This window comes from Candidatus Roseilinea sp. NK_OTU-006 (genome assembly GCF_012931985.1).
Classification (GTDB): Bacteria; Chloroflexota; Anaerolineae; order J036; family Brachytrichaceae; genus JAAFGM01.
The window spans coordinates 1-25,024 of the sequence record NZ_JAAFGM010000024.1 but is presented as its reverse complement, the minus strand read 5'-3'; the positions used below and the strand labels follow the sequence as shown (position 1 = coordinate 25,024).

The following is a 25,024-nucleotide window of genomic DNA, read 5'->3' as shown; positions in this document are numbered from 1 at the left end:
GAAGCGGTCTGACCCAGGCTGTGTAGGCTGTGATCGCTGCACCAGCCGTTAGAATCCTGGCCACTGCTGGGAGCAGTCCGACCAGTTCGGTCGAGATCGCATTCGTCCGGCACTGGAAGCGCACAGACGATGAGCATATGAAGAAACTCCTACCCCTCCTCCTCTGTCTAGCCCTGGGCATCGCACACCAGCCGACAATGCCTATAGCTGCCCAGACCAAACAGCCCCGCACCGTCACCATCCCCGGCACTATCCAAAGCGAATTGGGCTGCCCGGGCGACTGGCAACCGAGCTGCTCGAAGACCTTCCTCACCCTAGACCCCGTCTCAGGCTTGTGGGTGGGCGAATTCGCGCTGCCCGCCGGCGACTACGAGTACAAGGTCGCCATTGACGGTTCATGGGACGAGAACTACGGCGGGAAGGCCGATCGCAACGGCCCCAACGTGCTGCTGCGGCTATCTCAGCCGGTCAAGGTGCGCTTCTACTATGACCACACAACGCACTTGGTCGTGGATAGCGTAAACGGTATGCTGCCCGTCGTTGTAGGCAACTTTCAGCGCGCGCTCGGCTGCGCCCAAGATGACGATGCGACCTGCCTGGCCGGCTTCATGCTCGACCCAGAGTTCGACGGCGCCTACAGCCTCATCACGCGCAAGCTCCCGCCCGGGCGCTACGAAGCGCGCGTGGCCATTGATGGCCGCCCCGGCAAGTTCTACGGCGACGCCCAGGGCAAGCCGGTGCGCTTCGTCGTGCGCGCAGCAGGCGAAGAAGTGTTCTTCGGCTTCGATCCGGCGGCCAAGCAGCTCACGGTGAGCACCGAAGGCGCGCCCAAGGGTAACATCAGCCGCCAGCGCGCGCACTGGGTGAGCCGTGACGTCATCCTGTGGGACGTGCCCTTCACCCCAAACAACGTGTATTTGTTGCACAGCAGCGCCAGGGCCGGCTTGCGCCTAACGCCGCGCGGCATCACCGGTGCAACGCAAACGATCACGCTGACCCGCAGCACCGCGACTGATGATCGCATCTTTGAGCGCTTCCCCCACCTGATCGGCCTGACCTCGCTGCGCATTGCGCCAAGCGATCTGCCGAAGATTGCCGAGATGCTGCGCGGCCAGGTTGCGGTCGAAGCGCGCGACGGGAGCGGCCGCATGATTGACAGCACCGGCCTGCAAATCCCCGGCGTGCTCGACGATCTCTACGCCGAGCGCGCCCGTGCCGCCTCGCTCGGCCCAACTTTCGAGAATGGACGGCCCACGCTGTCCGTCTGGGCGCCCACTGCCCGCAGCGTCAAACTACACCTCTTCGCCGACGCCACCGGCGACGCCAGGCAAATCATCCCCATGACACTCGATCCGGCCAGCGGCGTCTGGACGGTCACCGGCGCGCCTGCATGGAAGAATCGCTTCTACCTCTACGAAGTTGAGGTGTTCGCGCCGTCCACCGGTCGCATCGAGAAAAACCTCGCCACGGATCCATACTCGGTCAGCCTCTCGACCAACAGCAAGCGCAGTCAGATCGTGGACCTGAACGACCCGGCGCTGCAGCCAGCAGGGTGGGGCAGCCTGAAGAAGCCCTCATTAGACGCGCCCGAAGACGCCGTGATCTACGAGCTGCACGTGCGCGACTTCAGCGCGCGCGATCCGAGCACGCCGGAGCAACTGCGCGGCACATTCGCCGCCTTCACGCTGGCCGACTCGAACGGCATACGCCACCTGCGCACGCTCGCTCAGGCCGGGCTTACCCACATCCATCTGCTGCCGGCCTTCGATTGCGCTACCATCAACGAAGACAAATCACAGTGGAAGCAAGCCGACTTCACCGCGCTGGCCAAGCTACCCCCCGACTCCGAAGGGCAGCAAGCTGTCATCACCTCTATCGCCGACGCCGACCCGTTCAACTGGTGCTATGACCCGTTCCACTACAACGTCCCGGAGGGGAGCTACGCAACCGACCCCAACGGTCCGCAGCGCATCCTCGAATTCCGGCAGATGGTGCAGGCGCTAAACACCATCGGTCTGCGCGTGGTCATGGACGTGGTGTTCAACCACACCAGCCAATCCGGCCAAAGCGAAAAGTCGGTGCTGGACAAAGTGGTGCCCGGCTATTACCACCGCCTCAACCGCGACGGCGCTGTGGAGCGGAGCACGTGCTGCGAGAATACGGCCACCGAACATGCCATGATGGAGAAGCTGATGCTCGACTCGGTACGCCTGTGGGCCACAGCCTATAAGGTGGATGGCTTCCGCTTCGACCTAATGGGCCATCACATGCTGCGCAACATGCAGGCCGTGCGCGCCATGCTAGATGCGCTGACGCCCAAGCGCGACGGCGTGGATGGCAAAGCCATCATCGTGTATGGCGAGGGGTGGGACTTCGGCGAGGTGGCCAACAACCGGCGCGGCATCAACGCCAGCCAGCTCAACCTGGCCGGCACGGGCATCGGCTCGTTCAACGACCGGCTGCGCGACGCCGCGCGCGGTGGCAACCCGTTCGACGATCGCCGGTTGCAAGGCTTCATCACCGGCCTAGGCACTGCGCCGAACAACGCGCCGGGCCTGGCACAGGGCGACCTGGCTACCCAACGCAGCAAGTTGATCGGCCAAGCGCGTTGGATCCGTCTAGGGTTGGCCGGCAACCTGCGCGACTACGAACTGGTCGAAGGCAATCGCAAGACCCGCGGCGATGCGGTCATCTACAACGGCCAGCCGGCCGGCTACACCGCCGACCCACAGGAGAACGTGCTCTACGTCTCGGCGCACGACAACGAGACGCTGTTCGACAAGATTCAGTGGGCCGCACCCATCAGCGCCACGATGGCCGAGCGCGTGCGCATGAACAACCTCGGGATTGCCTTGGTCATGCTAGGGCAGGGCATGCCTTTCTTCCATGCCGGCGATGACCTGCTGCGCTCCAAATCGCTCGACCGTGATAGCTACAACTCCGGCGACTGGTTCAACCGGCTCGACTTCACCTATCAAGCAAACAACTGGGGCGCCGGCCTGCCGCCGGCCGGGCCGAATCGAGAGCGCTGGTCACTCATGCGACCGCTGTTGGCTAATCCAGCCCTGCGCGCTTCTCCGGCCGACATTGCCTTTGCCCGCGATTACTTCCGCGACATGCTGCGCATTCGCCGCAGCTCGCCGCTCTTCCGGCTGAGAACTGCCGATCAGGTCAAAGCCCGCGTGGGCTTCTACAATGCCGGACTCGACCAAATCCCCGGCTTGATCGTGATGGAGATCTTCGACCCGGCAAGCGACGAACTGGATGCACAATTCAGCCGCGTCATCGTCCTGTTCAATGCTGCGCCAGGCGAGGTGACCTTCACCGAGCCGGCGCTGCGCGGGCTGAGGCTGGCGCTGCACCCGATCCAAGCCGCCGGTAGCGATCCGCTCGTCAAACGCGCGCGTTACGACGCCGCCTCCGGCACGTTCACCATTCCAGGACGCACGACGGTGGTCTTTGTAGAGTAGCGCTGGACCTGAATCGTGCATTCGCTGAAACAGGTCGTGGCGGATCTCAGGTCGCACGCCGGCCGAGTGCACACGATCGGCGTGACCGGCCAGATGCACGGCGTGGCATTTCTAGGGCGCGAGCTGCTCGCCTCAACCCCTGATCTCGAACGCAGTGAACTCGCCGGTAGCCGGCTGCCAGGTTGCCTCGACACCAGTGACGTGTGCCATGGGCGGGCCGGAATGCAGGAAGTCGAGCAAACGTTCGAGCTGTGCACGTGTCCCCTCGGCGACGACTTCGACGGCGCCGTCTAGCCGGTTGCGCACCCAGCCGGTCAAGAGCAGCCGCTGCGCTTCACGCCGGGTAGCATAGCGAAAGTTCACGCCTTGCACCCTGCCGCGCACGATTGCGCGGAGACGCATTTGATCTTCCATGCCGATTTACACTATACGCATGATTGATGCGGTTGCTTTTCTCATCAAGGGTGCGCTGATCGGCGGATTGGGTGGGCTGATCTTGCCGACCGTGTGGGTCTCGCTGTTCTTTGGCCTACGCCGGTTCTTGCAGCAGTTCACCGACGGTAGCGACATCCTGCAAATCCTCGCCAGCTTGATCGTCATCCCGTTCGGCGCATTCTTCACCGGCCTGCTTGAGGGTGGGTTGATTGTAACGACGCTGTTTGGCGCGGCCAGCGGCGTTGGCGTCGCGCTGCTGGTGTTGGCCTTACGCCGTTTCATCAGCCGCCTAGCCATCGCCGGAATTGCGGGTGCGTTGGCTGCTATGGCAGCAGTCTTTCTCACGTCCACGCGGTCGTCCGAAGTCACGCTGGCCACCGGCCTGGCCGGACCAAGCCTCTGGTCGCTGCTGGCGGCCTATGTTGCCGTTGTGATCTGGTTGAGTTGGCGATTGCAGATCAACACAGCGGCATGAACGGTGCTTTGAGTGCTGGTGGGGGCCGGGTGAAGGGGTGCCTGCTTTGATGTTACACAATGTTGATTAAGTAACACTTTGTGATAGAATGTGGGCATGACGCCCGATAGCCCGTCACCCACCACCGTGAGCGACGCACTGGCGGAAGCCTTCCTCGCTGCGTTGCACGACGCCAGTGACAACACGCGCGCGGCATATAAAGCCGGCCTATCGCTGGCCGTTGAGGCGAAGCTCGAACTGAACGAAGCAATATTGCAGCGCTTCAGCGCGTTCCTGGCCAAGCGCAAGTTTGCCCGGGCCACGCGCCGCTTGTATCTCTCGTCGCTGCGCCGACTGTTGCAGTGGATGGACGCGAACGACATGCTGCCGGCCGGCTTCAACCGCGCCAAGGCCGAGGCAAAGCTGCGCGTCTCGCGCGGCGACGTGCGGGCCGGCTACCGCCACCGCGCTGTTGATCCCGACCTGCCGCGCATCATCGCCTACTACGACGCACAGCTGCTGCCTGAGGCAGACAATCAGTCGAACAAACGTTCTAAGACGAAACGCCTTGAGCTACTGCGCGATCGGGCGATCATGCACACGCTCTACGCTTCGGCCGGCCGCGTGAGCGAAGTGGCCTCGCTGACCCGCGCGCAACTGGCCGACGGCCGGTCAAGCGAAGCGCTGATCACCGGCAAGGGCAACAAGCAACGTATGCTCTTCCTTACCCCAGAGGCGCAGGCAGCGATTCAGGCTTACTGCAACGAACGCGACGATCCCTACCCTGCCCTGTTCATCAGTCATCGCCGCAACAAAGGCCAGCCGTTAACCCGCATGAGCATCTGGCGCATTGTGAAGCGCGCAGCGAAGGCGCTTGGCCTAAGCAAGACCGCGTCACCGCATGCCTTTCGACACTATCGGGCCACTCAACTGCTCAACGAAGGCATGCCCCTTGAGAGCGTGCAAGCGTATCTCGGCCATGCCTCGCCGGAGACTACGCGCATCGTTTATGCCCACACGCGAACAGCCGTACTGCGCGACCAGCTTGATACTTACGGCCTCAGCGCGAAGGAGGCCATCGGGCGGGAGTAGCGGTGGAGCACATCGACGCCGGATATCTGCCGCCAAACGCCTCAACACTTCCCCCACAAGCCTCTACGAGCCCGGCGCGCATCGCGCTCGGCGTCGCGTAGACGATCCTGATACTTCACATCCGGCGGAAATGAGCGCGCCAGGGCATAGCCCTCGCGCACCAGCACCTCGTTCACCATGCGCCCGTCGGCCAGATAGGCATAGCGCAGCAATCGGCCATACCGATCCGTCTCGTTGACATCACGCTCGAGCCGCAAGTGTTGGCCGGCCACCAATGCACGATTGAATTCGGTTGCCTCAGGCCCAAAGCACTCGACCGTGCGCGTGTTCTCGGGTGCATCCACGCCGATGTAACGTACGCGATAGGTCTGGCCCCCGATCTCGACATGGATGGTGTCGCCGTCCACAACGTGCACGACGCGCACCTCTTCACCCCTCGTGGTGGGCATAGAGAGGAAATAGGCCAGTACCCCCACCAGGCCAAGCAGGGCGAATAGCCAAGGGACAACACGTTTAATCACAGTAACAAACACGGCTGAATGCATGCAGGATATTTAGCGCTTACTATTGCCTCGCGGCAACTTTTATCTAAAGACGTCGTCTTAACAGCAGCTTCACTCTCCCTTTGCGTGAGGGCCAGTCAATCGGATCAGTGTATTGCCGGCGATAGCATAGATGCCATCGTCTGGGCCCGGCCGGATCGCTGTTGTGCCTGTGAAGCTGCCGAAAGCCGGCAGGATCATGCTTTTCGACCCCACGACAAAACAAGCAAGCTTTTCGCGTAGCCCTGCCCTGCCGCGCAGTCTGATTGCTGGGTGTACGTGGCCGGCCAGCACATAGTGCGCCGTGGATTTAGCGGGGGTGTGTCGGAACGCGAAGGGTGGATCAATGAAGGGTTCGTCTGCACAGTTCATCTCCCATTCTGTGGGTGGATTTCCGGCTTGTTTGTCGTGATTGCCCTTAACAATCAAAAACTGCCTATGCGAATATTGCGCGCGCCAAGCTGCCACGCCTGCAACCACGGCAGACGTTCGACCCCGACGCGCATGTAGCACGTCACCCAGGAAAACCACGCGCGCGGCATCGGTGGCCGCGATCAATTGCGACAAACGCTGCAGATCGTCTGCCAGTCCGCCCTCCGGCACGGGAATACCGGCGCTGCGAAAAGCCGCTGCCTTGCCAAAGTGAACATCAGCCACAAACAGCGTGCCTCGCCGCGGCCAGAAAACGGCCCGCTCCGGCCAAAGCTGTAGCACCTCGCCGGCCGCGATGATCGTCACCATCGCTTCATCCTTCCTCGAACTGTGCCTGCATCTTGCGCACGCGATCGAGCAGCGCCTCGCTGCTGAGCTGCTCGCGTAACCGATCCACCATCAGCGGGAAAGCCAGCGGTGTCGGATGGGCCACATCAATCAGCGTAATCCGCCCGCGCGAGATACGCTGCAAAGCACGCCACAGCCGGCTCTCCTCGAGCTGACGCTCCAGCACCTCGCGCTGCGCCTGCGCCAGAAGAAGGTTGTCGGGATCATACTTGCTGAAGACATCGTAGAACAGCGAGCTGGACGCCTGGAGCTGCCGGCCCGACTTGCGCCGGCCAGGCAGCCCCTCGAAGACCAGGCCGGCGATGCGCGCGATCTCGCGAAACTGCCGCCGCGCCAGCTCCGCTGCATTCAAGCTGGCAGCCAGGTCAGCCGCCAGATCGTCTGGGCTGAACAGCGCGCGGAGGCGCGAAAGATCCGCCGCATCCAAGTCCACGCGGTCGGGCGAGAGCAGCTCGAAGCCATAGTCGTTAATCGCGAACGAAAATGAAATTGGACGCAGGCGCGATAGGCGATAAGCCACCAGGGCCGCCAGCCCCTCATTCACCGCTCGCCCGTCGAAGGGGAAGAAGAACAGGTGATGGCCCTCGCGCGTTTGAGCGCGCTCGATTAACAGCTCGTCTGGCTCGGGCAACTTGGAACGCCGCGCCTGTAGCTCCAGCAGGGGGCGCACAGCGGCCATCTCCTCATCGTCGTATTGCCCCAGGCGCGCCTGTTCGAGCTTTTCGCGCAATATGTGCGACAGTTCGGTAGAGAGAGGCATGCGGCCGCCCATCCAGCGCGGCACGATAGGTCGCTTGCCGATCGCGCGGCGCACCCATGCCGTGTTGTCTTGCAAACGCACAAACTCCAACAGCCTGCCGGCAAACAGGAAGCATTCGCCGGGCTTCAACCAGCTCACGAACGTTTCCTCCACCGCGCCCAGCCGCTTGCCCTTCAGGTATTGCACGTGGATGGCCGCCTCGCCGACGATCGTGCCGATGGACAGACGATGGCGCTGCGCGATGTCGTCGCCGGCCACGCGGTACACCCCATCCTCACACACCACGCGCCGGAACTCTGGATAGGCGTTCAATGCGCGCCCGCCGCGCGTCACGAAGTCGAGCAGCCATCCCCATTCGTCATCGCTGAGGTTGCGATAGGCGTATGCTGCCCGCACCTCGGCGAGCAGCTCATCGCTGCGAAAGCCGCCGCCGGCTGCAACCGTGACCACGTGCTGCGCCAAAACATCCAACGGCTTGTTCAGCGGTAAGCGCGCCTCGATATGCCCTCGGCGGATAGCATCGCGCGCGGCCGCAAATTCGACCAGCTCCAGCGCGTGGGTCGGCACGCAGACCACCCGGCTGGGTCGGCCGGGGGCATGGCCGCTGCGGCCGGCGCGCTGCAACAATCGCGCAACGCCTTTGGGGCTGCCCACTTGCAACACACAATCCACGGGCGAGAAGTCCACGCCGAGATCGAGCGAGGACGTACACACTACCGCGCGCAGCCGACCCGTCTTCAACCCCCATTCCACGAACTCGCGTTCGGCCCTGTCCAACGAGCCGTGATGCAACGCGACCTGGCCGGCCCACTCCGGCCGCGCCTCGAGGATGGCCTGATACCATATCTCGGTCTGCGAACGGGTGTTGGTGAAGATAAGCGTCGTCGCATTGGCCGCGATCGTCTCAAGGACGCGCGGCAACATCACCAAACCCAGGTGGCCGGCCCAGGGGAAGCGTTCCATCCGCTCCGGCAAGAGCGACTCGATGACGATCGCTTTGGACGAGTCGGCGCGGACGAGCGTGGCGTCGGCAGCATTCATCCCCACCAGCGCCTGCAACGCCACGTCGAGGTTGCCCAAGGTCGCGCTCAGCCCCCACACGCGCAGGTTCGGCTGCCAGCGGCGCAGCCGCGCCAGCGCCAATTCGGCCTGCGCGCCGCGTTTAGTGCCAAGCAATTCGTGCCACTCATCCACGATCACGCAGCGCAAGCCGAGAAAGCGTTCGCGCGCGTCGGGCCAACTCAGCATGAGCGAAAGGCTCTCCGGCGTGGTGATCAGCGCGGTGGGCAAGCGCGCTTTTTGTTTGGCGCGCAGCGATGTCGTGGTGTCGCCGGTTCGGCGCTCGACCGTCCAGTTCAGCCCCAGCCACTCGACCGGCTCGCGCAGCGATTGCTCGGTATCGGCCGCCAGCGCCCGCAGCGGCGTGACCCACAACACGCGCAGCGGCGGCGCATCCTCACGTCGCGTCCGGCGCGATGATGCAGCGTGGGCTTCACGGCGCCCATCCGCTTGTTCGGCCAGCGCCTCGGCCAACACGCCGAGCCATGCGGCACAGGTCTTGCCGGCGCCGGTGGAAGCGTGAATCAGGCCGCTGCGACCCTGTAGATAAGCGCGCCAGGCCTGGCGTTGAAAGTCGAACGGCTGCCAGCCCTGCGCAGCAAACCAGCTTTCGACGTGGGATAGGGCGGCTTCCCGCGCTGCGCTCAGCGCACCTTCCTGATCACCGGCCATGGTCACGCTTCGGGTTCGATGGGCAACAGGGCGCGGATCGTTTCGAGCGTGTCGGCATCCTCGATGCGCTTGTCATCGCGCAAGCGCAGGATGCGTGGGAAGCGCACAGCAATACCGCTTTTGTGGCGCGCGGAGCGCTGGATGCCTTCGAATCCCAACTCGAACACAAGCTGAGGTTTCACGGTGCGCACCGGCCCGAACTTCTCCAACGTGTTGGCGCGGATGAACGCATCCACGCGGCGCATCTCGGCATCGGTCAGGCCGGAATAGGCCTTGGCGAACGGGACCAGCCGGCCGCCGTTGCGCGGGTCGCCGTCCCAGACGGCGAAGGTGTAATCGGTGAACAGGCCGGCGCGACGGCCGTGCCCGGCCTGTGCGTAAACCAACACAGCGTCCGCCGTGTATGGGGCAACCTTCCACTTCCACCAGTCGCCGACGATGCGCCCCACCCCATAGCTGCTGTCCAGCCGCTTGAGCATCAGCCCCTCAGCGTCGTGCGCGCGGCTGCACTGCTGACGCCGCTCTAGCGCTTCCCAGGATTCGGCGGCCACAATCGGCGAGAGTTTCAGCGTGGGCAAGCGACATGCTTCCACCAACTGCGCCAACTGTGCGCGACGCCAGCGCAACGGCCGGCTGCGCACATCCTGACCGTCCAGCTCCAGCAAATCGTAGGCGAATAGGACGACCGGCGCCTCGGCCAGGATCTTCTTGGTGAGCGTCTTGCGCCCGATTCGGGTTTGCAGCCGGCCAAACGGCAAGACACGCCCATCCTTGAACGGCAGAATCTCCCCATCGAGCACGACGCCATCTGGCAGCGCCGCGCCGATTGCGGCGATCTCCGGGAAGCGCGCGGTGATCAGCTCTTCGCCGCGCGACCAGAGGAAGGTCTGTCCGCGCCGGCGGATGAGCTGAGCGCGGATGCCGTCCCATTTCCACTCTGCTTGCCAATCCGACAGGTCGCCCAGCGCGGCCTGCAACGTCCCGGCGAAGGCGACCGGATCGGCGTCGAACAAGCGTCCGCGCGCGTCGGTGGGGAGTTTGCTCTCCAGCGCATAGGCCAGGCAGAATGGATACGGGCGGCTGATGTCTGCATCAGCCGTCTCGGGCGCGATGAGCTGCGCGAAGAAGTCGGCGCTGGGTTGCCACTCGCCCATCAGGCGGTGTGACAAAGTGGCCTCATCCACCCCGCTCACCTCGGCCAGCGCGCGCACAACGAGCTTTTGCGAGACGCCCACGCGAAAAGCGCCGGTAATCAGCTTGTTCCAAACAAAGCGCTCGCGGGAATCGAGCGAGGCCCAGGCGCGAAGCACGACGCACTTTTTATCCGGCTCATCCATCTCGCGCAAGGGCAACAGCACGCCCTCGACCCATTCGCTCAGCGAATGTGAGGCGCGAGACGACGCGCGCACGTCGAGCAGCGCCATGGTCTCGGCGAGGTCCCCCACAGCAGCATAGCATTCCTCGAACAGCCAATCGGCGATGCCGGCGGCTTCGGCCGCCCAGGCGCGCAGATGGGTCGCGGAGACGGCCTGACGAGGCCGGCGACCAATCAGGAAGTAAATCGCCCAGGCAGCATCGGCCGGAGGCGCGCTGCGCAGATAGCGCACCATCGCCGCGACCTTCTCGTTGGTCTTGTTGGTCGCGTCCAGATCGGCGTACAGCACAGCAAAGTCGCGCATGGTCTGCTCCAGCACGCATCATACGCGAGAGAGGGTAGCGGTAGTGTCGCGGGTGTCGCAGGTAATCCCAAACTCATGCCTCAAAACCCAACGGCATAATTGGGGTTGCAATGACCACGCTTCCATCTTCCTTAGCGCAATCGAAATCCGCGCCTGGGCCGGTCGGCTTGATCAACGGCTTACGCAACTTGCGCGCCTTTCAAACGGACATCCTCGGCTTTCTGACGCGCCTCGCGCGCGAGTACGGCGACTTCACGCAGTTCAGCTTCGGCCCGTTGCGCATCTACTTCGCCAATCACCCTGACCTCATCCATCAGGTGCTGGTCGAAGACGCAGCCAAGTACTACAAGACAAAGCTGACGAAAGAGTTGCTGCGCCCCTCGCTGGGGGACGGGTTGTTGATCAGCGACGGCGCTTTGTGGAAGCGCCAGCGCAAGCTGATCCAGCCGGCCTTTCACGCCGCGCGCATCGCCGCCTACGCCGATACCATGACCGCCTACACGCAACAGGCGATCGCCGCATGGCAGCCCGGCCAGACGCGCGACATCGGCCACGACATGATGGCGCTCACGCTCGACATCGTGATCAAGACGTTGTTCGGCGAGCAGCTCACGCCGCAGGAACGCGAGGACATCGGGCGCGCCGTGGACATCGGACAGCAGCAGGTCGGCCAGGCGTTCAAGACGATCTTCCGCGCGCCGGACTGGCTGCCCACGCCGGCCCGACGCAGGAGCGAATGGGCGACGCAGACGATCCACGCCGTCATTGCGCGTTTCATCGCCCGCTACCGGCAAACCGGCCAGGACCGCGGCGACCTGCTTTCGATGATGCTGGCCTCGGTGGACGAATCGGGCGGCATGAGCGACGCACTGGCGCGCGACGAGGCGTTCACGCTGATCGTGGCCGGCCACGAGACCACGGCGAACACGCTCACATGGGCATGGTATCTGCTGTCGCAACATCCGCGGATCGAAGCGGCGCTGCACGCCGAGCTGGATGCGGCCCTGGGCGGACGTGCGCCTTCCTTTGATGACTTGTCACGCTTGCCGTTCACCGAGGCAGTGGTGAAAGAGACCTTACGCCTGTATCCGGCGGCCTATGTCACTGCGCGCGAGCCGCAGGCAGACGTGCGCATCGGCGACCACCGGGTGCCGAAGGGCAGCACGGTGTTGATCTCACCCTACGTCACGCAGCGTGACCCGCGCTGGTTCGACGCGCCGGAGCAGTTCAAACCGGAGCGCTGGCTAGGCGACTTGGAGAAACGCCTGCCGAAGTTCGCCTACTTCCCATTCGGCGGCGGGCCACGCATTTGCATCGGCAACGCATTTGCGCTCATGGAAGCGCGGCTCATCCTGGCCACGATCGCGCAGCGCTTCCGGTTGACGCTGTCGCCGGGGCATCGCGTGACGATAGACCCACTGGTAACGCTGCGCCCGAAGCACGGCATGCGCATGGTCATCCGGGCGCGCTGACGCGCTGCCGTTGCCCCGACCCAGCGCGGCGCTGGGATCACGCCTTTTCGGCTATCGCGTCAATGTCATCTGCATCGCCGACAAATCGCGTGGACAACACATCAGCTTGCAGACCGCGTTCCTGAAGGTATCGGGCGACGACGGCCGTGTAGCCGTGCGTCAACAGCACGCGCTCGGCGCCGGTAGCCTCGATCGTGCGCATCAGCTCGTCCCAATCCACATGATCGGACAATACAAAGCCGCGATCCACCGCCCTTCGCCGGCGCATGCCCCGCACTTGCATCCAGCCGCTGGCGATCGCCGTAGCGCAATCGCCGAACCTGCGCACCCAGGGCGCGCCGTGGGCCGACGGCGGCGCGATGATGAGCGCCCCGCGATAGCGCGCCCGATCAGCCACCCCACCCACGTATTCGGTAGCCGGCAGGGCAACGCCCGATTCACGGTAGGCCGCGTTCACGCGTTCCACCGCGCCATGCGTGAGCAAAGGGCCGACCGATGCATCCACGCCGGCCAAGATGCGCTGCGCCTTGCCCAGCGCGTAACCGTAGATCACGCTGGCGCGACCGGCGGCCGCGTTCGCTTGCCACCACGCGTGAATCTGCGCAAAGACGGTTCGCGGATCAGGCCAGTGGTAGATCGGCAAGCCGAAGGTGCATTCGCTGACGAAGACGTGACATCGCACCAACTCGAACAGGGCGCAAGTTGGATCTGGGGTCGTCTTGTAGTCGCCGGTAACCACCCATACCTCCCCCTTGTGCTCAACGCGAATCTGCGCCGACCCCAAAATGTGCCCGGCCGGGTGCAGGCTCACGCGAACGCCGTTCATGAAGACAGGTTGACCGTAGGGCACCGCTTCGATGAGGGCATCGGGGCCGAGGCGTAAGCGCAACACGTGGCGGCCTTCGCTGCTGGTCAGATATGCCTCGCTGCCCGGGCGGGCATGGTCGGCATGGGCATGGGTAATCACCGCCCGGCGCACGGGTCGCCACGGGTCAATCCAAAAGTCGCCCGCTTCGCAATACAGGCCATCATCGGTGAGCCGTAGGAGGTCGGACATGGCGAAGGCAACCCAGGGCGGATGATACCGCCTCCCTAACAAGACGATGCGGCCAAATCGTGCTAGCATCGCCGACATGCCAAAGGTGGCCTTGTTCGTGACGTGCATCGTGGATATGCTGTTCCCTGAGATCGGGGAAGCCACGTTGGATATCCTGGAGCGGCAAGGGCTGACAGTCGAATTTCCCGAAGCGCAAACCTGCTGCGGTCAACCGGCGTTCAACGCGGGCTTTCACGCCGATGCGCGGCCGGTGGCCGAGCACTTTTTGGACGTCTTCGGCGCTTACGACGCCATCGTGACGCCGAGCGGGAGCTGCGCCAGCATGGTTCGACATTACTACCCGGAGCTTTTCAAAGGGTGCGCCCGCTTCGCCGAAGCCGAAGCGATTGCGGCCAAAACGTGGGAGCTGACGCAATACTTGGTGGACGCGCTCGGTGTGACCGACCCAGGCACATCGCTCGCCAAGCCCACCCGCGCAGCCATTCATGACGCCTGCCACGGCTATCGCGGCCTGGGGATTGCCCGGCAGCCGCGCGCGCTGCTGGCCAACGTAGGCAACCTCTCGCTCGTCGAGATGGCCGGCCACGACCAATGCTGTGGCTTCGGCGGATTGTTCGCGATAAAGATGGGCGAGATCAGCGCGGCGATGCTGAACGATAAGCTGGCACACATCCGCGCCGCCGACTGCGACATCATCATCACCGGCGATGCCAGTTGCGCAATGCACATGAACGGCGGCCTGTCGCGCCACCGTTCCACCAAGCGCGTGGTTCACGTGGCAGAGGTGCTGGCAGGCAGGGTGTGAACTGAAAACGGATCGTTGACCGGCTATGTCGAGGACAACGCAATTCTCTCAGTCCGTCACCGTTGCCCTGAGCGATATTCAACTGCAAACGGCGCTGGACCGCGGCACCACGCGCGGGGTGAACGCCCGCATCGCGGCCATGGTCGAAACCACCGACGCCGACGCGCTCCGCCGCCAAGCGCGACTGGCCCGCGAACACGCCCTGAACCATCTGCCCGACCTGCTCGAGCAGCTTGAGCGGAATGTGATCGCCAACGGCGGTCACGTGCTGTGGGCGCGCGACGCCGCCGAACTGAACCAGGTCATCCTCGACCTCTGTCAAAAGCACGGCGTCCGGTGCGTAACCAAGGGCAAGAGCATGGTCACCGAAGAAAGTGAACTGAACCACGCACTCGAAGCGCACGGCATCGAAGTGACGGAGAGCGACTTGGGCGAGTACATCATTCAACTGGCCGGCGAGACGCCTAGCCACATCGTCTTCCCCATGCTGCACAAGACCAAGGAGGCAACCGCGCAGCTCCTGCACGATAAGCTGGGTATGCCGATGACCGACCGGCCGGAGGAGATGACGCGCTTCGTGCGCGGCGTGATGCGCCGGAAGTATCTCGAGGCCGACATGGGCATCAGCGGCGTCAACTTCGCCATTGCCGAGACCGGCACAATCGCCACGGTCGAGAACGAAGGCAACAACCGCCTCTCCACCAGCGCGCCACGGGTGCACGTCGCCGTGATGGGCGTCGAAAAGGTGATCGCCACCTGGGAGGACTACGCTATCCTGGTGCAACTGCTCGCCCGCAGCGCCACCGGTCAGCGCTTGTCGGTCTACAACAACCTGATGAGCGGCCCGCGCCGACCGGATGAGCCGGACGGGCCGGAGGTGTTCTACCTGATCATCATGGACAACGGCCGCTCGCACATCCTGGGCAGCGAATACACCGAGAGCCTGGCGTGCATTCGCTGCGGCGCCTGTCTGAACGCCTGCCCGGTGTATCAGAACATCGGCGGACATGCCTACGGTTGGGTGTATCCGGGGCCGATCGGCTCGATCATCTCGCCGTTACTGCTCGGCCCCACCCACGCGCCCGAGCTGCCCTATGCCAGCAGCCTGTGCGGCGCGTGTCAGGCCGCCTGCCCGGTGGAGATCAACATCCCCGACATGCTGCTCAAGCTGCGGCGCGACTTGGTGCAGGCCGGCGATGCGACGCTTGCCTGGCGCGCAGGCATGCGCCTGTGGCGGCAGGCGATGCTATCGCCGGCGCTGTATCGCAGCGGAGGCTGGCTAGCCAGCCTTGCGACGCAGATGCTGGCCAACGCCGAGGGCAAGATCGAGTCGCTGCCGCCTCCGCTGAAGGCTTGGACGGACAGCCGGGACTTCCCGGCGTTTGCCAAGCAACCTTTCCGCGAGCGGCTGAAGCAGCGCAGACGCAGCCAAGCAAGGCCAGGCGTCAGCGGATAGAATGCTCACATGTCATCCGCCCGCGAAGACATCCTTGGCCGGCTGCGCCGAGCGCTCGCCCAACAGCCACCCTTTCCCAATCAGCCGCGCGCATCCTATCTACCGGTCACCCGGCTATCGCCCGACGAAGACCTGAAGGCGCGCTTCATCGCCGAGTGCGAGCGTGTCAAGGGCATCGTGCACCGCGCGCCGGATGAGGCAGCCGCGCGGGATGCGCTGCGCGATCTATTGGCCGGCCGCAACGTCCGGCGCGTCATCCTGTGGGATGAGGCGCACATCCCGTTGTCCGGCATTGCGACGCTGTTGCAAGCTCTGGGCATCGCGCGCATCCAAGGGGACAATGCCGAGGTCGCCACTGCCGACGTCGGCATTACCGGCGCCGATTGGGCGATCGCCGCGACCGGCACATTGGTGTTGTCGTCTGGCCCCGGCAAACCGCGCATGGCCTCGCTGTTGCCGCCGATGCACATCGCCGTGCTCACCGAAGATCGCATCGTGCCGCGCCTGGAGGACTACATCGCTGCGCAACGCGCTCGGCAGCTCGGCGCATTCCGCCGCAGCAGCAACATCACACTGATCACCGGCAGCAGCCGCACCAGCGACATCGAGATGCACCCAGTCTTCGGTGTGCACGGGCCATTAGCGCTGTATATCATCTTGATCGAAAATTTGTCAGAGAGGCGTTGACAAGATGGACTACGCACATCGGTATTGCATCGTCGGCGCCGGCACATCGGGCCTGGCCGCCGCAAAGAACCTCAAGCAACATGGCATCCCCTGCGACGTGTTCGAGAAGCTCGATGACGTGGGCGGCAACTGGTACTACGGCAAGCCCGGCAGCAGCGTTTACAAATCCACCCACCTGATCTCTTCCAAGCCCGGCACGGAATACACCGACTTCCCGATGCCGAAGGAGTATCCCGACTACCCCAGCCACTGGCAAGCACACGAGTACATCAAGAGCTACGCCCGCCACTTCGGCCTCTATGACCTGATCACCTTCAACACCAGCGTCGAGCGCATCGTCCCGACCGACGAGCACGCCGCCAGCCCGCTGTGGGATGTGACGCTCAGCACCGGCGAGACGCGGCGCTACGGTGGGGTGATCATCTGCAACGGACACAATTGGGATCCGAAGTGGCCGGACTATCCCGGCCGCTTCGACGGCCTGGTACTGCACTCGTGCCAATACAAAACGCCCGACGTGCTCATAGATAAGCGCGTGCTGGTCGTCGGCGCCGGCAACAGCGGCTGCGACATCGCCGTCGAGAGCGCGCAGAACGCCAAGGTCACCTTCCACTCCACACGGCGTGGCTATTACTACAACCCCAAATACACCTTCGGTAAGCCCTCGGATCAGGTGAACGAATTCCTGCTCCGGCTGCGCGTGCCCCTCACGCTGCAACGCTGGCTATACTCGATCATCCTCAAGCTGCTCGTCGGCCTACCACAGGACTACGGCTTGCCCAAGCCCGATCACAAGTTCTTCGAGACGCACCCCATCGTCAACCAGTTGATCCTCTACTACGTCGGCCAGGGAGACATCAAGGTCAAGCCGGACGTGGCCGAGCTGCGCGGCGACCGCGTGATGTTCCAAGACGGCAGCGAAGAGCAGATTGACGTGATCATCTACGCCACCGGCTTCAAGATCACCTTCCCCTTCATCGAGAAACGCTACTTGAATTGGAAGGACGGCAAGCCGGTGCTGTATTGGCACGTCTTCCATCCACACTACGACAACTTGTTCGTCATCGGCCTGATCCAGCCGGACAGCGGCCAATGGGGACTCGTGGACTACCAAGCGCAAGCCGTGGCGAAGTTCATCTGCGCACAGAAGAACAACCCGGCCAAGGCGGAGATCATGCGCCGACTGAAGGCCACCGCCGAGCAACCGCGCAATCGCGGCATCAAATACAAGGACTCCACGCGGCACTACGTCGAGGTGGAGCATTTTGGCTACCGCGAACATCTCAAGAAGTTGATCAAGAAGCTGGCCTGAGGCGCGCCATTCAATGACTACAGTGACTACAGTTGCAGAGATCTTCCAGACCATGACCTATGGCCCGGCGCCGGAGAGCGCTCAGCCGGCGCTCGCCTGGCTGGACAAGCACGGGCGCACCTTCGGCCAATTTATCGCCAGCCGATGGACGCAGCCCGACCCGCAGCGCCTGTTCGACAGCGTGAACCCGGCGACCGGTCAGCCGCTCGCGCGCGTCACCCAGGCGACCCAGGCAGAAGTGGACGCAGCGGTTGCCGCAGCGCGCAAAGCGTTCGCGTCGTGGTCGCGCACCCCTGGCCATGTGCGGGCGCGCTACCTCTACGCAATGGCGCGCCAAATCCAGAAGCATGCCCGACTGTTCGCCGTCCTCGAATCGCTGGACAACGGCAAGCCCATCCGCGAGACGCGCGATATTGACATCCCCCTGGTTGCGCGCCACTTCTACCATCACGCCGGCTGGGCGCAGTTGATGGACACCGAGCTGGCCGATTACGCCCCCCTAGGCGTGATCGGGCAGATCATCCCGTGGAACTTCCCGCTGCTCATGCTGGCGTGGAAGATCGCTCCGGCGTTGGCGATGGGCAACACCGTGGTGCTCAAACCGGCCGAGTGGACGCCACTCACCGCGCTGCGCTTCGCAGAAGTCTGCGAGGCCATTCACCTGCCGCCCGGCGTAGTCAACATCGTCACCGGCGACGGCCAGGTGGGCCAGATGATCGTCAACCACGCCGACGTGGATAAGGTCGCCTTCACCGGTTCCACCGAGGTGGGCAGGCAAATCCGCATCGCAACCGCCGGCAGCGGCAAGCGGCTCTCGCTCGAGCTGGGCGGCAAATCGCCCTTCATCGTCTTCGACGACGCCGACCTGGACAGCGCCGTCGAAGGCGTGGTGGACGCGATCTGGTTTAACCAGGGCCAGGTGTGCTGCGCCGGCTCGCGCTTGCTGGTGCAAGAAGGGATTGCGCCGCGGATGTACGACAAGTTGCGCGCGCGGATGGAAAGGCTGCGCGTCGGCGACCCGCTAGACAAGGCGGTAGACCTCGGGGCGATCATCGCCCCGCCGCAGTTACAAAAGATCACCCGACTGGTCGAACAGGGCGTAGCCGAAGGCGCGACGATGTGGCAGCCAAGCTGGGCCTGCCCGACCGAGGGTTACTTTTATCCCCCCACCCTGTTCACCGACGTATCGCCGGCGGCGACCATCGCTCAGGTGGAGATCTTCGGGCCGGTGTTGGTGGCGATGACCTTCCGTACGCCCGCAGAGGCTGTGGCCTTGGCCAACAACACGCGCTACGGCCTGGCCGCCAGCGTGTGGAGCGAAGACATCAGCCTGGCGCTCGACGTGGCCGGCAAGATCAAAGCCGGCGTGGTGTGGATCAACTGCACTAACCTGTTCGACGCAGCGTCCGGCTTCGGCGGCTACCGCGAGAGTGGGTTCGGACGCGAAGGCGGTAAAGAGGGGCTCTATGAATACGTCAAAGTCAAAGAACCGCCGAGGGTGGAGAACGCACAACCGAGAAAGCGGGGACGACCTGCTAAGGCCAAGGTCCGTTCCATATCCTCGATGCCTGCCTCAGTGCTCAATCAGAATGGGATTGACCGCACGCCAAAACTCTACATCGGCGGCAAGCAAGCGCGGCCCGATTCCGGCTACAGCCGCACGATCTACGGCGCAGATGGGAGCGCGATCGGCGAAGTCGGCGAGGGCAACCGCAAGGACATTCGCAACGCTGTGGAGGCAGCGCGAGCTGCTTCGAGCTGGGGCGAGCACACAGCACATGCCCGCGCGCAGGTCTTGTATTACATCGCCGAGAACCTGAGCGCGCGCCGAGCAGAATTTGCCGCGCGGCTGACCCACCAAACGGGGTGCAGCATAAGCGCCGCCGAAGGTGAAGTGGACGCTGCGATGAACCGGCTATTCACCTTCGCGGCATGGGCGGATAAGCACGACGGCACACTACATCACACCCCCTTCCGCGCGCTCACATTAGCCTTCAACGAGCCGATTGGCGTGATCGGCATCGCCTGTCCAGACGACGCACCGCTGCTGGCTCCGGTCACGCTGATGGCGGCAGCGATCGGCGTGGGCAACACGATCGTGCTGATCCCCTCAGAACGACATCCGCTGTCGGCGACCGATTTGTATCAGGTGCTCGACACCAGCGACGTGCCAGGCGGGGTGGTCAATATCGTCACCGGCGCGCGCGATGAGTTGGCTCAGGTGCTGGCCAAACACGCCGATGTGGACGCGATGTGGTACTTCGGGAGTGCGGAGGGCAGCGCGATGATCGAGCGCGCCTCGGCGAACAACCTGAAGCGCACGTGGGTGAACTACGGCCAACCGCGCGACTGGTTCACACTCACCGCCGCGCAGCAGGTCGAGATGCTGCGCCAGGCAACACAGGTGAAGAACATCTGGGCGCCCTACGGGGCGTGAGCCCGCAGATTCGTGAGGAGCGGAGAGTTGGAAGGCCACAAGTGCGCGATTAGCACAGCGCTAATTCCTCGCCAACGTTCACCGGCTAAGCTGATGCGCCGGTGAGGTGAGTGATGAACAATCCGGTCATGCGACGCCTCTTCGGTTGCATAACGGCGGCGATGTTGTTGGTGGGTTGTGTCGCCCCGCCGCGGGTGATTGTGGTGACAGCGACACCTGAGCCATCGCCTACAGCCACACCGGTTGTCCTTCCGCCGCGCTCTGAGCTGGGCGCAAGCGAGTTGCTGGCCGAGCAGCTCTTCGTCGCGCTCTACGAGCGCGCCAGCCCATCGGTCGTGCACATCACTAGCCGCACGCAAGTGTTCGACTTCTTCCGCGGCGTGGTGCCGAACGAGGGCACCGGCTCCGGCTTCTTCTTCGACGACCTCGGCCACATCGTCACCAACTACCATGTAGTGGAGGGCGCCGACGAGATCGAGGTGGTGCTGGCCGACGGCACGCGCATCGGCGCCCGCGTGATCGGCGCCGACGCATATTCGGATCTCGCCGTGCTGCGCGCAGATGGCCTTTCGCCCGAGCAGATTAAGCCGCTGCCGATGGGCACAACCAAAAATCTGAAGGTGGGCATGCATGTCATCGCCATCGGCAACCCGTTCGGCCTGGATCGCACGATGACGACCGGCGTGATCAGTGCGCTGGGCCGCACCATCGAGCGTGAAGATCAGGCGGCGCTGGGTGAAGTGATCCAAACCGACGCGGCGATCAACCCGGGCAACTCCGGCGGCCCGCTGCTCAACCTGCGCGGCGAAGTGATCGGCGTGAACACGGCGATCCGCAGCCCCAGCGGCGGATCAGTCGGCATTGGCTTCGCCGTACCCGCCGACACCGTCACGCGCATCGTCCCCGAGCTGATCGCTAAAGGTCGCTATGACCATCCCTGGCTGGGTCTTACTGCTTATGAGATCACCCCTGATCTGGCGCGCGCGTTGCGGTTACCGGTGAATCGTGGCTTGCTCATTGCCCAGGTGCAGCCCGGCGCCGCTGCCGACCGCGCCGGCGTGCGCGGCGCAACGCAGCAACTGCGCGTGCGCGGCGGCTACTTGCTGATCGGCGGCGATATCCTCACTGCCGTGGACGGCCGCCCAATCACCACACGCGATCAATTGACCATCTATCTGGAGAACAACAAGCGCGTGGGCGAGGCGGTAACGCTCTCACTTATCCGCGACGGTCAGCCGATCACACTCACAGCGACGCTAACCGCTCGGCCATAAGCCCACGTGGCTGCGCCGCCAATCGTAATGATAGTCGCCAAACGCGCTGCCCGCGCACAGTTCGCCAGGTCCCCAGCCGGCACGCCTCACCACCTCACCCGAACGTCGCCGCTGCCCAGGCTACAATCTCCCCCGCCCGATAGTGCCCAGAGCGTTGCACCTGGGCCAGCGCCGCCTCCGCCAGCCGGCGCGCAGCCTCCACCTCGCCCTGCACATGAGAAGTGGGACATCGCGAAGATCGGTTTTGCAGCACACACAAAACAGGGCGGATGAAAGACATCCGCCCCGTTTTGTGAGCGCGCACAAGGCGCGCCGCTACGGTTTCATCACGATCGGCACATAGGCATACTTCAGCGCAATCGGCACGTTCTGGAACGCCTTGCCGAAGTTCACCGTCGTCGCCTGCCCGTCGCTCACCGTCGCAACCACGCTGTTCGGCGTGGTGTTGGTGTAGCCGGCCGGGTTGGTCGAGGCCACCGTCTGGCTGCCTGTCGGCACGCACGCGAACGCATACATCCAGTTCGTGTGCTGCGTCTGGCTGCCCAGCGTCACCGCCGCCTGCGTCAGCGTCGGCCCATCCACCCCGATCAAGAACTGACCATTCTGCAGGGTGTCCGAGTACACATACCCGTTCACTATGCCGAACGTCCCAGAACCGCAGAGGCTAAGCGTGTCGCTAATCACCCCAAAGTCCACTCGCACTCGCGCACCGGCAGGGACATTCACGCCGACTGCGTTGGGCGTCAGCGACACCGTTCCGGGAGGCGTCGCGGGGAGGATTACACTCACTGCCCCCGCGGGCGCATCGAAGATATAGCGTCCTTCGGCATCCGTGGTGGCCGTGATTATTCCGCTCAGCCCCCACACCTCAACCATCGCCAGCCCCTGGTCATCCACGCCCTTCAGGCCGTCCGGCGCGTTCAGGGTCGCATCCGCATCCCGATACACATACCCGTAGATGCGCGCATACCCATCCGGCACCGGGTCGCACAGCGGCGAGCCGGGCAGACACTGCCAGTCGCCAAAGTTCACCTCGTGCGCCCCTTGCGACGCCACCGTCAGCGCCACCACATCCGGCGTGGTAGACACCCAGCCCGCCAGGTTGGTCTGCGTCAGCGTCCGCCCGCCGGCCGGCAGCAGGAAGTAGTAGCTCCCATCCCCGTTCGTCGCCATGCTCTGCCCATCGCTCGCCGACACCGGGAAGCCACCCACACCGACTTCGCTGAGCAGATTGCGCAATCCATCCCCGTTGGCATCATTGAACACCACGCCGCGCACCCAACCATACCCCGCCGGCGCCTGCGCCGCGTTCCGGAACACCACCTCATACACGCCCCCGCTCGTCACACCCACCACCCCAACCGGGTTCGGCGTCAGGTTGACGTAGCCGGACGGCACGACCTGGAACACCGCGTAGTTTGTCGGAGTCGCCAGCGCGTCCACCAGCAGGTTGGCATACCCGCTCGCGTTCGTGTTCGCCGTGACCGTCGTCAGGCCCGCCGCGCTCACCTGCACCCCGCTCATCTGCGTCGCCCCGCTCGGCCCCAGATACACATATGCCCGGATCAGCGCCTTCCCAGCCGGCACATTCACCGCCGTCAACGCCACGTCCGTGTCGTAGTCGCTCACCCCGTCATACGACGACGCCACGTTCACCACCGGCGCGCCGACCTCCGCCCCCGCTTCCACCTTCACCCGCCACGTGATGTACGTCGGCCCTGTGATGTACACCGGCCCGCTCCACTCCAACCGCTGCACCAGGCCGTTGTAGCTCACCGCCCCCACATTCGCCGCAGCCGACCCCGCCACGTAGCTCGTCCCGCTCGGCAGCGCATCCGTCAGCACCGCGCTCGTCGCCACGCTGTTCCCCGTGTTCTCCAGCCGCAGCACATACGTGATCTCATCCCCAACGTCCACGCTCGCCGGCTCCGCATACTTCTCCAGGTTCAGCGAGGGCGCCGTGCCCACCACCACCTCGCGCGTCAGCGTATACACCCGCGCGCTCGTCACGTCCGTCACCACCGCACGGTTCACCATCACCCCATCGCTGCGGTTCAGGTTCCCCACTATCCGCACCTGCAGCACGCTTCCGGGTGCAAGGCTGCCGCTCCATGTCACCCGGTTGCTCGTGTAGCTCAGCGTCCCCACGTTCGGCAGCGCACCGGCCGTCTGCACCGTCACCCCTGCCGGCATGTCGTCCCGCATCTGCACCGTCGCCGCCTGCGTCCCGCTGTTCGCCAGCGTCACGGTATACACGATCGTGTCCGTCGTGCTGTACACCGCCCGATCCGACGTCTTCACCGACCCCAACAGCGACGGCCCGCCGCTGCCTACCACCGTCCGCGCGCACCGCTCGAACGTCCCGTTCACCACATCCGTGAAGCGCGCGCAGTTGTCCACTATCCCGTTCGCCACATTCACCTGGACCCGGAAGCGCACCTCCAGCGCCTGCCCAGGCCCCAAGCTGCCGTTCCAGATCACTCGCTTCAAGATATTGTCATAGATGGCGCTGCCGCTGCCGCCGGTGGCGCTCAGGCTGCCCGCCACATAGCTCACCCCCGCCGGCAACGGGTCGTTCACCAGCACCCCGCTCGCCGTCAGCGTCCCGGTGTTCGTCACCCGCAGCGTGTAGGTCAGCACATCTCCCAGCAGCGCCTGCCCTTTGCTCACTTCCTTCACCGCGCTGCTCAGGTTCGACGCCCCAACCGACGCCGCCGCGCTGCGCTGGATGATCAACCCACTGCTCAGGTTCACAAGCTGCGCTGTGTTCTGGATCAGCCCCCCGCTGAACCCATTCGCCACCTGCGTCTGGAACGTGATCGTCGCCACTTGCCCCGCCGCCAGGTTCCCGCTCCACTCAACCCGGTTCTGCCCCGCGTTGTAGCTCACGCTGCCATACGTCGCGCTCGCCGAACCGGGCACATACGTCGTGTTCATCGGAATCGGGTCGAACACCTGCGCCTCCGACGCCGCCGCCGTGCTGTTCCGCACCACCACCTGCCACGTCAGCGTCCCGCCCGGCGTCGTCGTCTCCGGCGTCACCGCCTTCACGCTCCCCTCCAGGCTGCCAAAGTTCGCCACCAGAATGCTATCCGTGAACGTCGGCCCAGAGGCGTTTGCCCCTTTGTAGCTGATCACCTCCAGGAAATACCGCCGCCCCGGAATCAAGTTCGTCACCAGCCGCCGCTGCGGGTTGGGGTCGTTTGCGCACAGCGTCACCCCCATCACCGTCGCCCCCGGCGTGTGCGCCACGTCCAGGTAGCCGTCGGTCATCAGCGCGCCGCCCTCGTCGCGCAGCGCAACCCGATACCCCGCCGGCTGGCCCAAGAACGGATCGTTCGTCGCCCGCCAGTGGCCGGTGTAGCACGCCTGCGACACCTGCACGTCGGCGTCGTCGTTGACCACCGGGCTGGGGCCGTCCCACGCGCTCTGCGGCTTGGCAAAGCTCTGCTGCTCCAGCGCATACAAAAAGCCGTCCGCCACGCTCACCAGCACCTCGAGTTGCGGATCGGTGTCCACGTTGGCGGCGATCACCCGGTCCACCGGATAGTAGAAGTTGTACGCCCAGCGCAGCGAGCCGT

General features: G+C 64.3%; 17 protein-coding genes. 10 read left to right on the top strand and 7 right to left on the bottom strand.

Annotated features, from left to right (window positions below):
- Window positions 1–137: 137 nt before the first annotated feature.
- A complete protein-coding gene (gene pulA, locus GXH28_RS11745) occupies window positions 138–3,470 on the top strand; it encodes a pullulanase-type alpha-1,6-glucosidase (protein WP_169239220.1) in 3,333 nt (1,110 codons plus the stop codon).
- A 132-nt stretch (window positions 3,471–3,602) separates the two neighbouring features.
- Here pulA and GXH28_RS11740 read toward each other — a convergent pair whose 3' ends face one another.
- Window positions 3,603–3,884, bottom strand: coding sequence for an acylphosphatase (locus tag GXH28_RS11740; protein ID WP_169239219.1), 282 nt, complete (start codon window positions 3,882–3,884; stop codon window positions 3,603–3,605).
- Between the two features lie 19 nt (window positions 3,885–3,903).
- Between GXH28_RS11740 and GXH28_RS11735 the strand changes: the two genes are divergently transcribed.
- Window positions 3,904–4,380, top strand: coding sequence for a hypothetical protein (locus GXH28_RS11735; RefSeq protein ID WP_169239218.1), 477 nt, complete (start codon window positions 3,904–3,906; stop codon window positions 4,378–4,380).
- A 96-nt stretch (window positions 4,381–4,476) separates the two neighbouring features.
- Complete coding sequence (locus GXH28_RS11730; protein ID WP_169239217.1) at window positions 4,477–5,451, top strand: tyrosine-type recombinase/integrase; 975 nt, start codon at window positions 4,477–4,479, stop codon at window positions 5,449–5,451.
- Between the two features lie 41 nt (window positions 5,452–5,492).
- Here the strand turns inward: GXH28_RS11730 and GXH28_RS11725 are convergent, their stop codons facing one another.
- From GXH28_RS11725 to GXH28_RS11710, 4 genes are all read right to left on the bottom strand, one after another.
- A complete protein-coding gene (locus GXH28_RS11725; RefSeq protein WP_169239216.1) occupies window positions 5,493–5,972 on the bottom strand; it encodes a thermonuclease family protein in 480 nt (159 codons plus the stop codon).
- Between the two features lie 93 nt (window positions 5,973–6,065).
- Window positions 6,066–6,734 (bottom strand): ligase-associated DNA damage response endonuclease PdeM, encoded by a 669-nt coding sequence (gene pdeM, locus GXH28_RS11720; protein ID WP_169239215.1) that lies wholly within the window; start codon window positions 6,732–6,734, stop codon window positions 6,066–6,068.
- Between the two features lie 4 nt (window positions 6,735–6,738).
- Entirely contained in the window at window positions 6,739–9,264 is a 2,526-nt protein-coding gene (locus GXH28_RS11715) for a ligase-associated DNA damage response DEXH box helicase (RefSeq protein ID WP_169239214.1), read from the bottom strand.
- A gap of 2 nt (window positions 9,265–9,266) precedes the next feature.
- Window positions 9,267–10,958 (bottom strand): ATP-dependent DNA ligase, encoded by a 1,692-nt coding sequence (locus GXH28_RS11710; RefSeq protein ID WP_445082654.1) that lies wholly within the window; start codon window positions 10,956–10,958, stop codon window positions 9,267–9,269.
- Between the two features lie 95 nt (window positions 10,959–11,053).
- Between GXH28_RS11710 and GXH28_RS11705 the strand changes: the two genes are divergently transcribed.
- Window positions 11,054–12,415, top strand: a complete 1,362-nt coding sequence (locus GXH28_RS11705) for a cytochrome P450 (RefSeq protein ID WP_169239213.1) — start codon at window positions 11,054–11,056, stop codon at window positions 12,413–12,415.
- 37 nt (window positions 12,416–12,452) lie between these two features.
- On the opposite strand, the gene GXH28_RS11700 is transcribed toward GXH28_RS11705, so the two are convergent.
- Complete coding sequence (locus GXH28_RS11700; protein WP_169239252.1) at window positions 12,453–13,472, bottom strand: ligase-associated DNA damage response exonuclease; 1,020 nt, start codon at window positions 13,470–13,472, stop codon at window positions 12,453–12,455.
- A gap of 76 nt (window positions 13,473–13,548) precedes the next feature.
- Here GXH28_RS11700 and GXH28_RS11695 point away from each other — a divergent pair, with 76 nt between their 5' ends.
- The 6 genes from GXH28_RS11695 to GXH28_RS11670 all read left to right on the top strand — a co-directional run bounded on the left by GXH28_RS11695 (window position 13,549) and on the right by GXH28_RS11670 (window position 21,443).
- Window positions 13,549–14,277 carry a (Fe-S)-binding protein gene (locus GXH28_RS11695; protein ID WP_169239212.1) on the top strand — a complete coding sequence of 243 codons (729 nt, stop codon included), beginning with the start codon at window positions 13,549–13,551 and terminating at the stop codon, window positions 14,275–14,277.
- Between the two features lie 25 nt (window positions 14,278–14,302).
- On the top strand, window positions 14,303–15,733 hold the full coding sequence (locus tag GXH28_RS11690; RefSeq protein ID WP_169239211.1) for a LutB/LldF family L-lactate oxidation iron-sulfur protein: 1,431 nt from the start codon (window positions 14,303–14,305) through the stop codon (window positions 15,731–15,733).
- Window positions 15,734–15,742: 9 nt separating this feature from the next.
- On the top strand, window positions 15,743–16,420 hold the full coding sequence (locus tag GXH28_RS11685) for a LutC/YkgG family protein (RefSeq protein WP_169239210.1): 678 nt from the start codon (window positions 15,743–15,745) through the stop codon (window positions 16,418–16,420).
- A gap of 4 nt (window positions 16,421–16,424) precedes the next feature.
- Entirely contained in the window at window positions 16,425–17,732 is a 1,308-nt protein-coding gene (locus GXH28_RS11680; protein WP_169239209.1) for a flavin-containing monooxygenase, read from the top strand.
- Window positions 17,733–17,784: 52 nt separating this feature from the next.
- Window positions 17,785–20,169, top strand: a complete 2,385-nt coding sequence (locus tag GXH28_RS11675; protein WP_206156832.1) for an aldehyde dehydrogenase family protein — start codon at window positions 17,785–17,787, stop codon at window positions 20,167–20,169.
- A gap of 128 nt (window positions 20,170–20,297) precedes the next feature.
- Window positions 20,298–21,443, top strand: a complete 1,146-nt coding sequence (locus GXH28_RS11670; RefSeq protein ID WP_240550366.1) for a S1C family serine protease — start codon at window positions 20,298–20,300, stop codon at window positions 21,441–21,443.
- Between the two features lie 315 nt (window positions 21,444–21,758).
- Here the strand turns inward: GXH28_RS11670 and GXH28_RS11665 are convergent.
- A partial coding sequence (locus GXH28_RS11665; protein WP_169239206.1) for a DUF11 domain-containing protein occupies window positions 21,759–25,024 on the bottom strand: 3,266 nt, incomplete at its 5' end.

Coding starts and splice junctions, on each gene's coding strand:
- GXH28_RS11740 (WP_169239219.1), bottom strand. CDS start 3,884: ATGGAAGATCAAATGCGTCTCCGCGCAATCGTGCGCGGCAGGGTGCAA.
- GXH28_RS11730 (WP_169239217.1), top strand. CDS start 4,477: ATGACGCCCGATAGCCCGTCACCCACCACCGTGAGCGACGCACTGGCG.
- GXH28_RS11690 (WP_169239211.1), top strand. CDS start 14,303: ATGTCGAGGACAACGCAATTCTCTCAGTCCGTCACCGTTGCCCTGAGC.
- GXH28_RS11715 (WP_169239214.1), bottom strand. CDS start 9,264: ATGGCCGGTGATCAGGAAGGTGCGCTGAGCGCAGCGCGGGAAGCCGCC.
- pulA (WP_169239220.1), top strand. CDS start 138: ATGAAGAAACTCCTACCCCTCCTCCTCTGTCTAGCCCTGGGCATCGCA.
- GXH28_RS11685 (WP_169239210.1), top strand. CDS start 15,743: ATGTCATCCGCCCGCGAAGACATCCTTGGCCGGCTGCGCCGAGCGCTC.
- GXH28_RS11700 (WP_169239252.1), bottom strand. CDS start 13,472: ATGTCCGACCTCCTACGGCTCACCGATGATGGCCTGTATTGCGAAGCG.
- GXH28_RS11735 (WP_169239218.1), top strand. CDS start 3,904: ATGATTGATGCGGTTGCTTTTCTCATCAAGGGTGCGCTGATCGGCGGA.
- pdeM (WP_169239215.1), bottom strand. CDS start 6,734: ATGGTGACGATCATCGCGGCCGGCGAGGTGCTACAGCTTTGGCCGGAG.
- GXH28_RS11675 (WP_206156832.1), top strand. CDS start 17,785: ATGACCTATGGCCCGGCGCCGGAGAGCGCTCAGCCGGCGCTCGCCTGG.
- GXH28_RS11695 (WP_169239212.1), top strand. CDS start 13,549: ATGCCAAAGGTGGCCTTGTTCGTGACGTGCATCGTGGATATGCTGTTC.
- GXH28_RS11680 (WP_169239209.1), top strand. CDS start 16,425: ATGGACTACGCACATCGGTATTGCATCGTCGGCGCCGGCACATCGGGC.
- GXH28_RS11705 (WP_169239213.1), top strand. CDS start 11,054: ATGACCACGCTTCCATCTTCCTTAGCGCAATCGAAATCCGCGCCTGGG.
- GXH28_RS11670 (WP_240550366.1), top strand. CDS start 20,298: ATGCGACGCCTCTTCGGTTGCATAACGGCGGCGATGTTGTTGGTGGGT.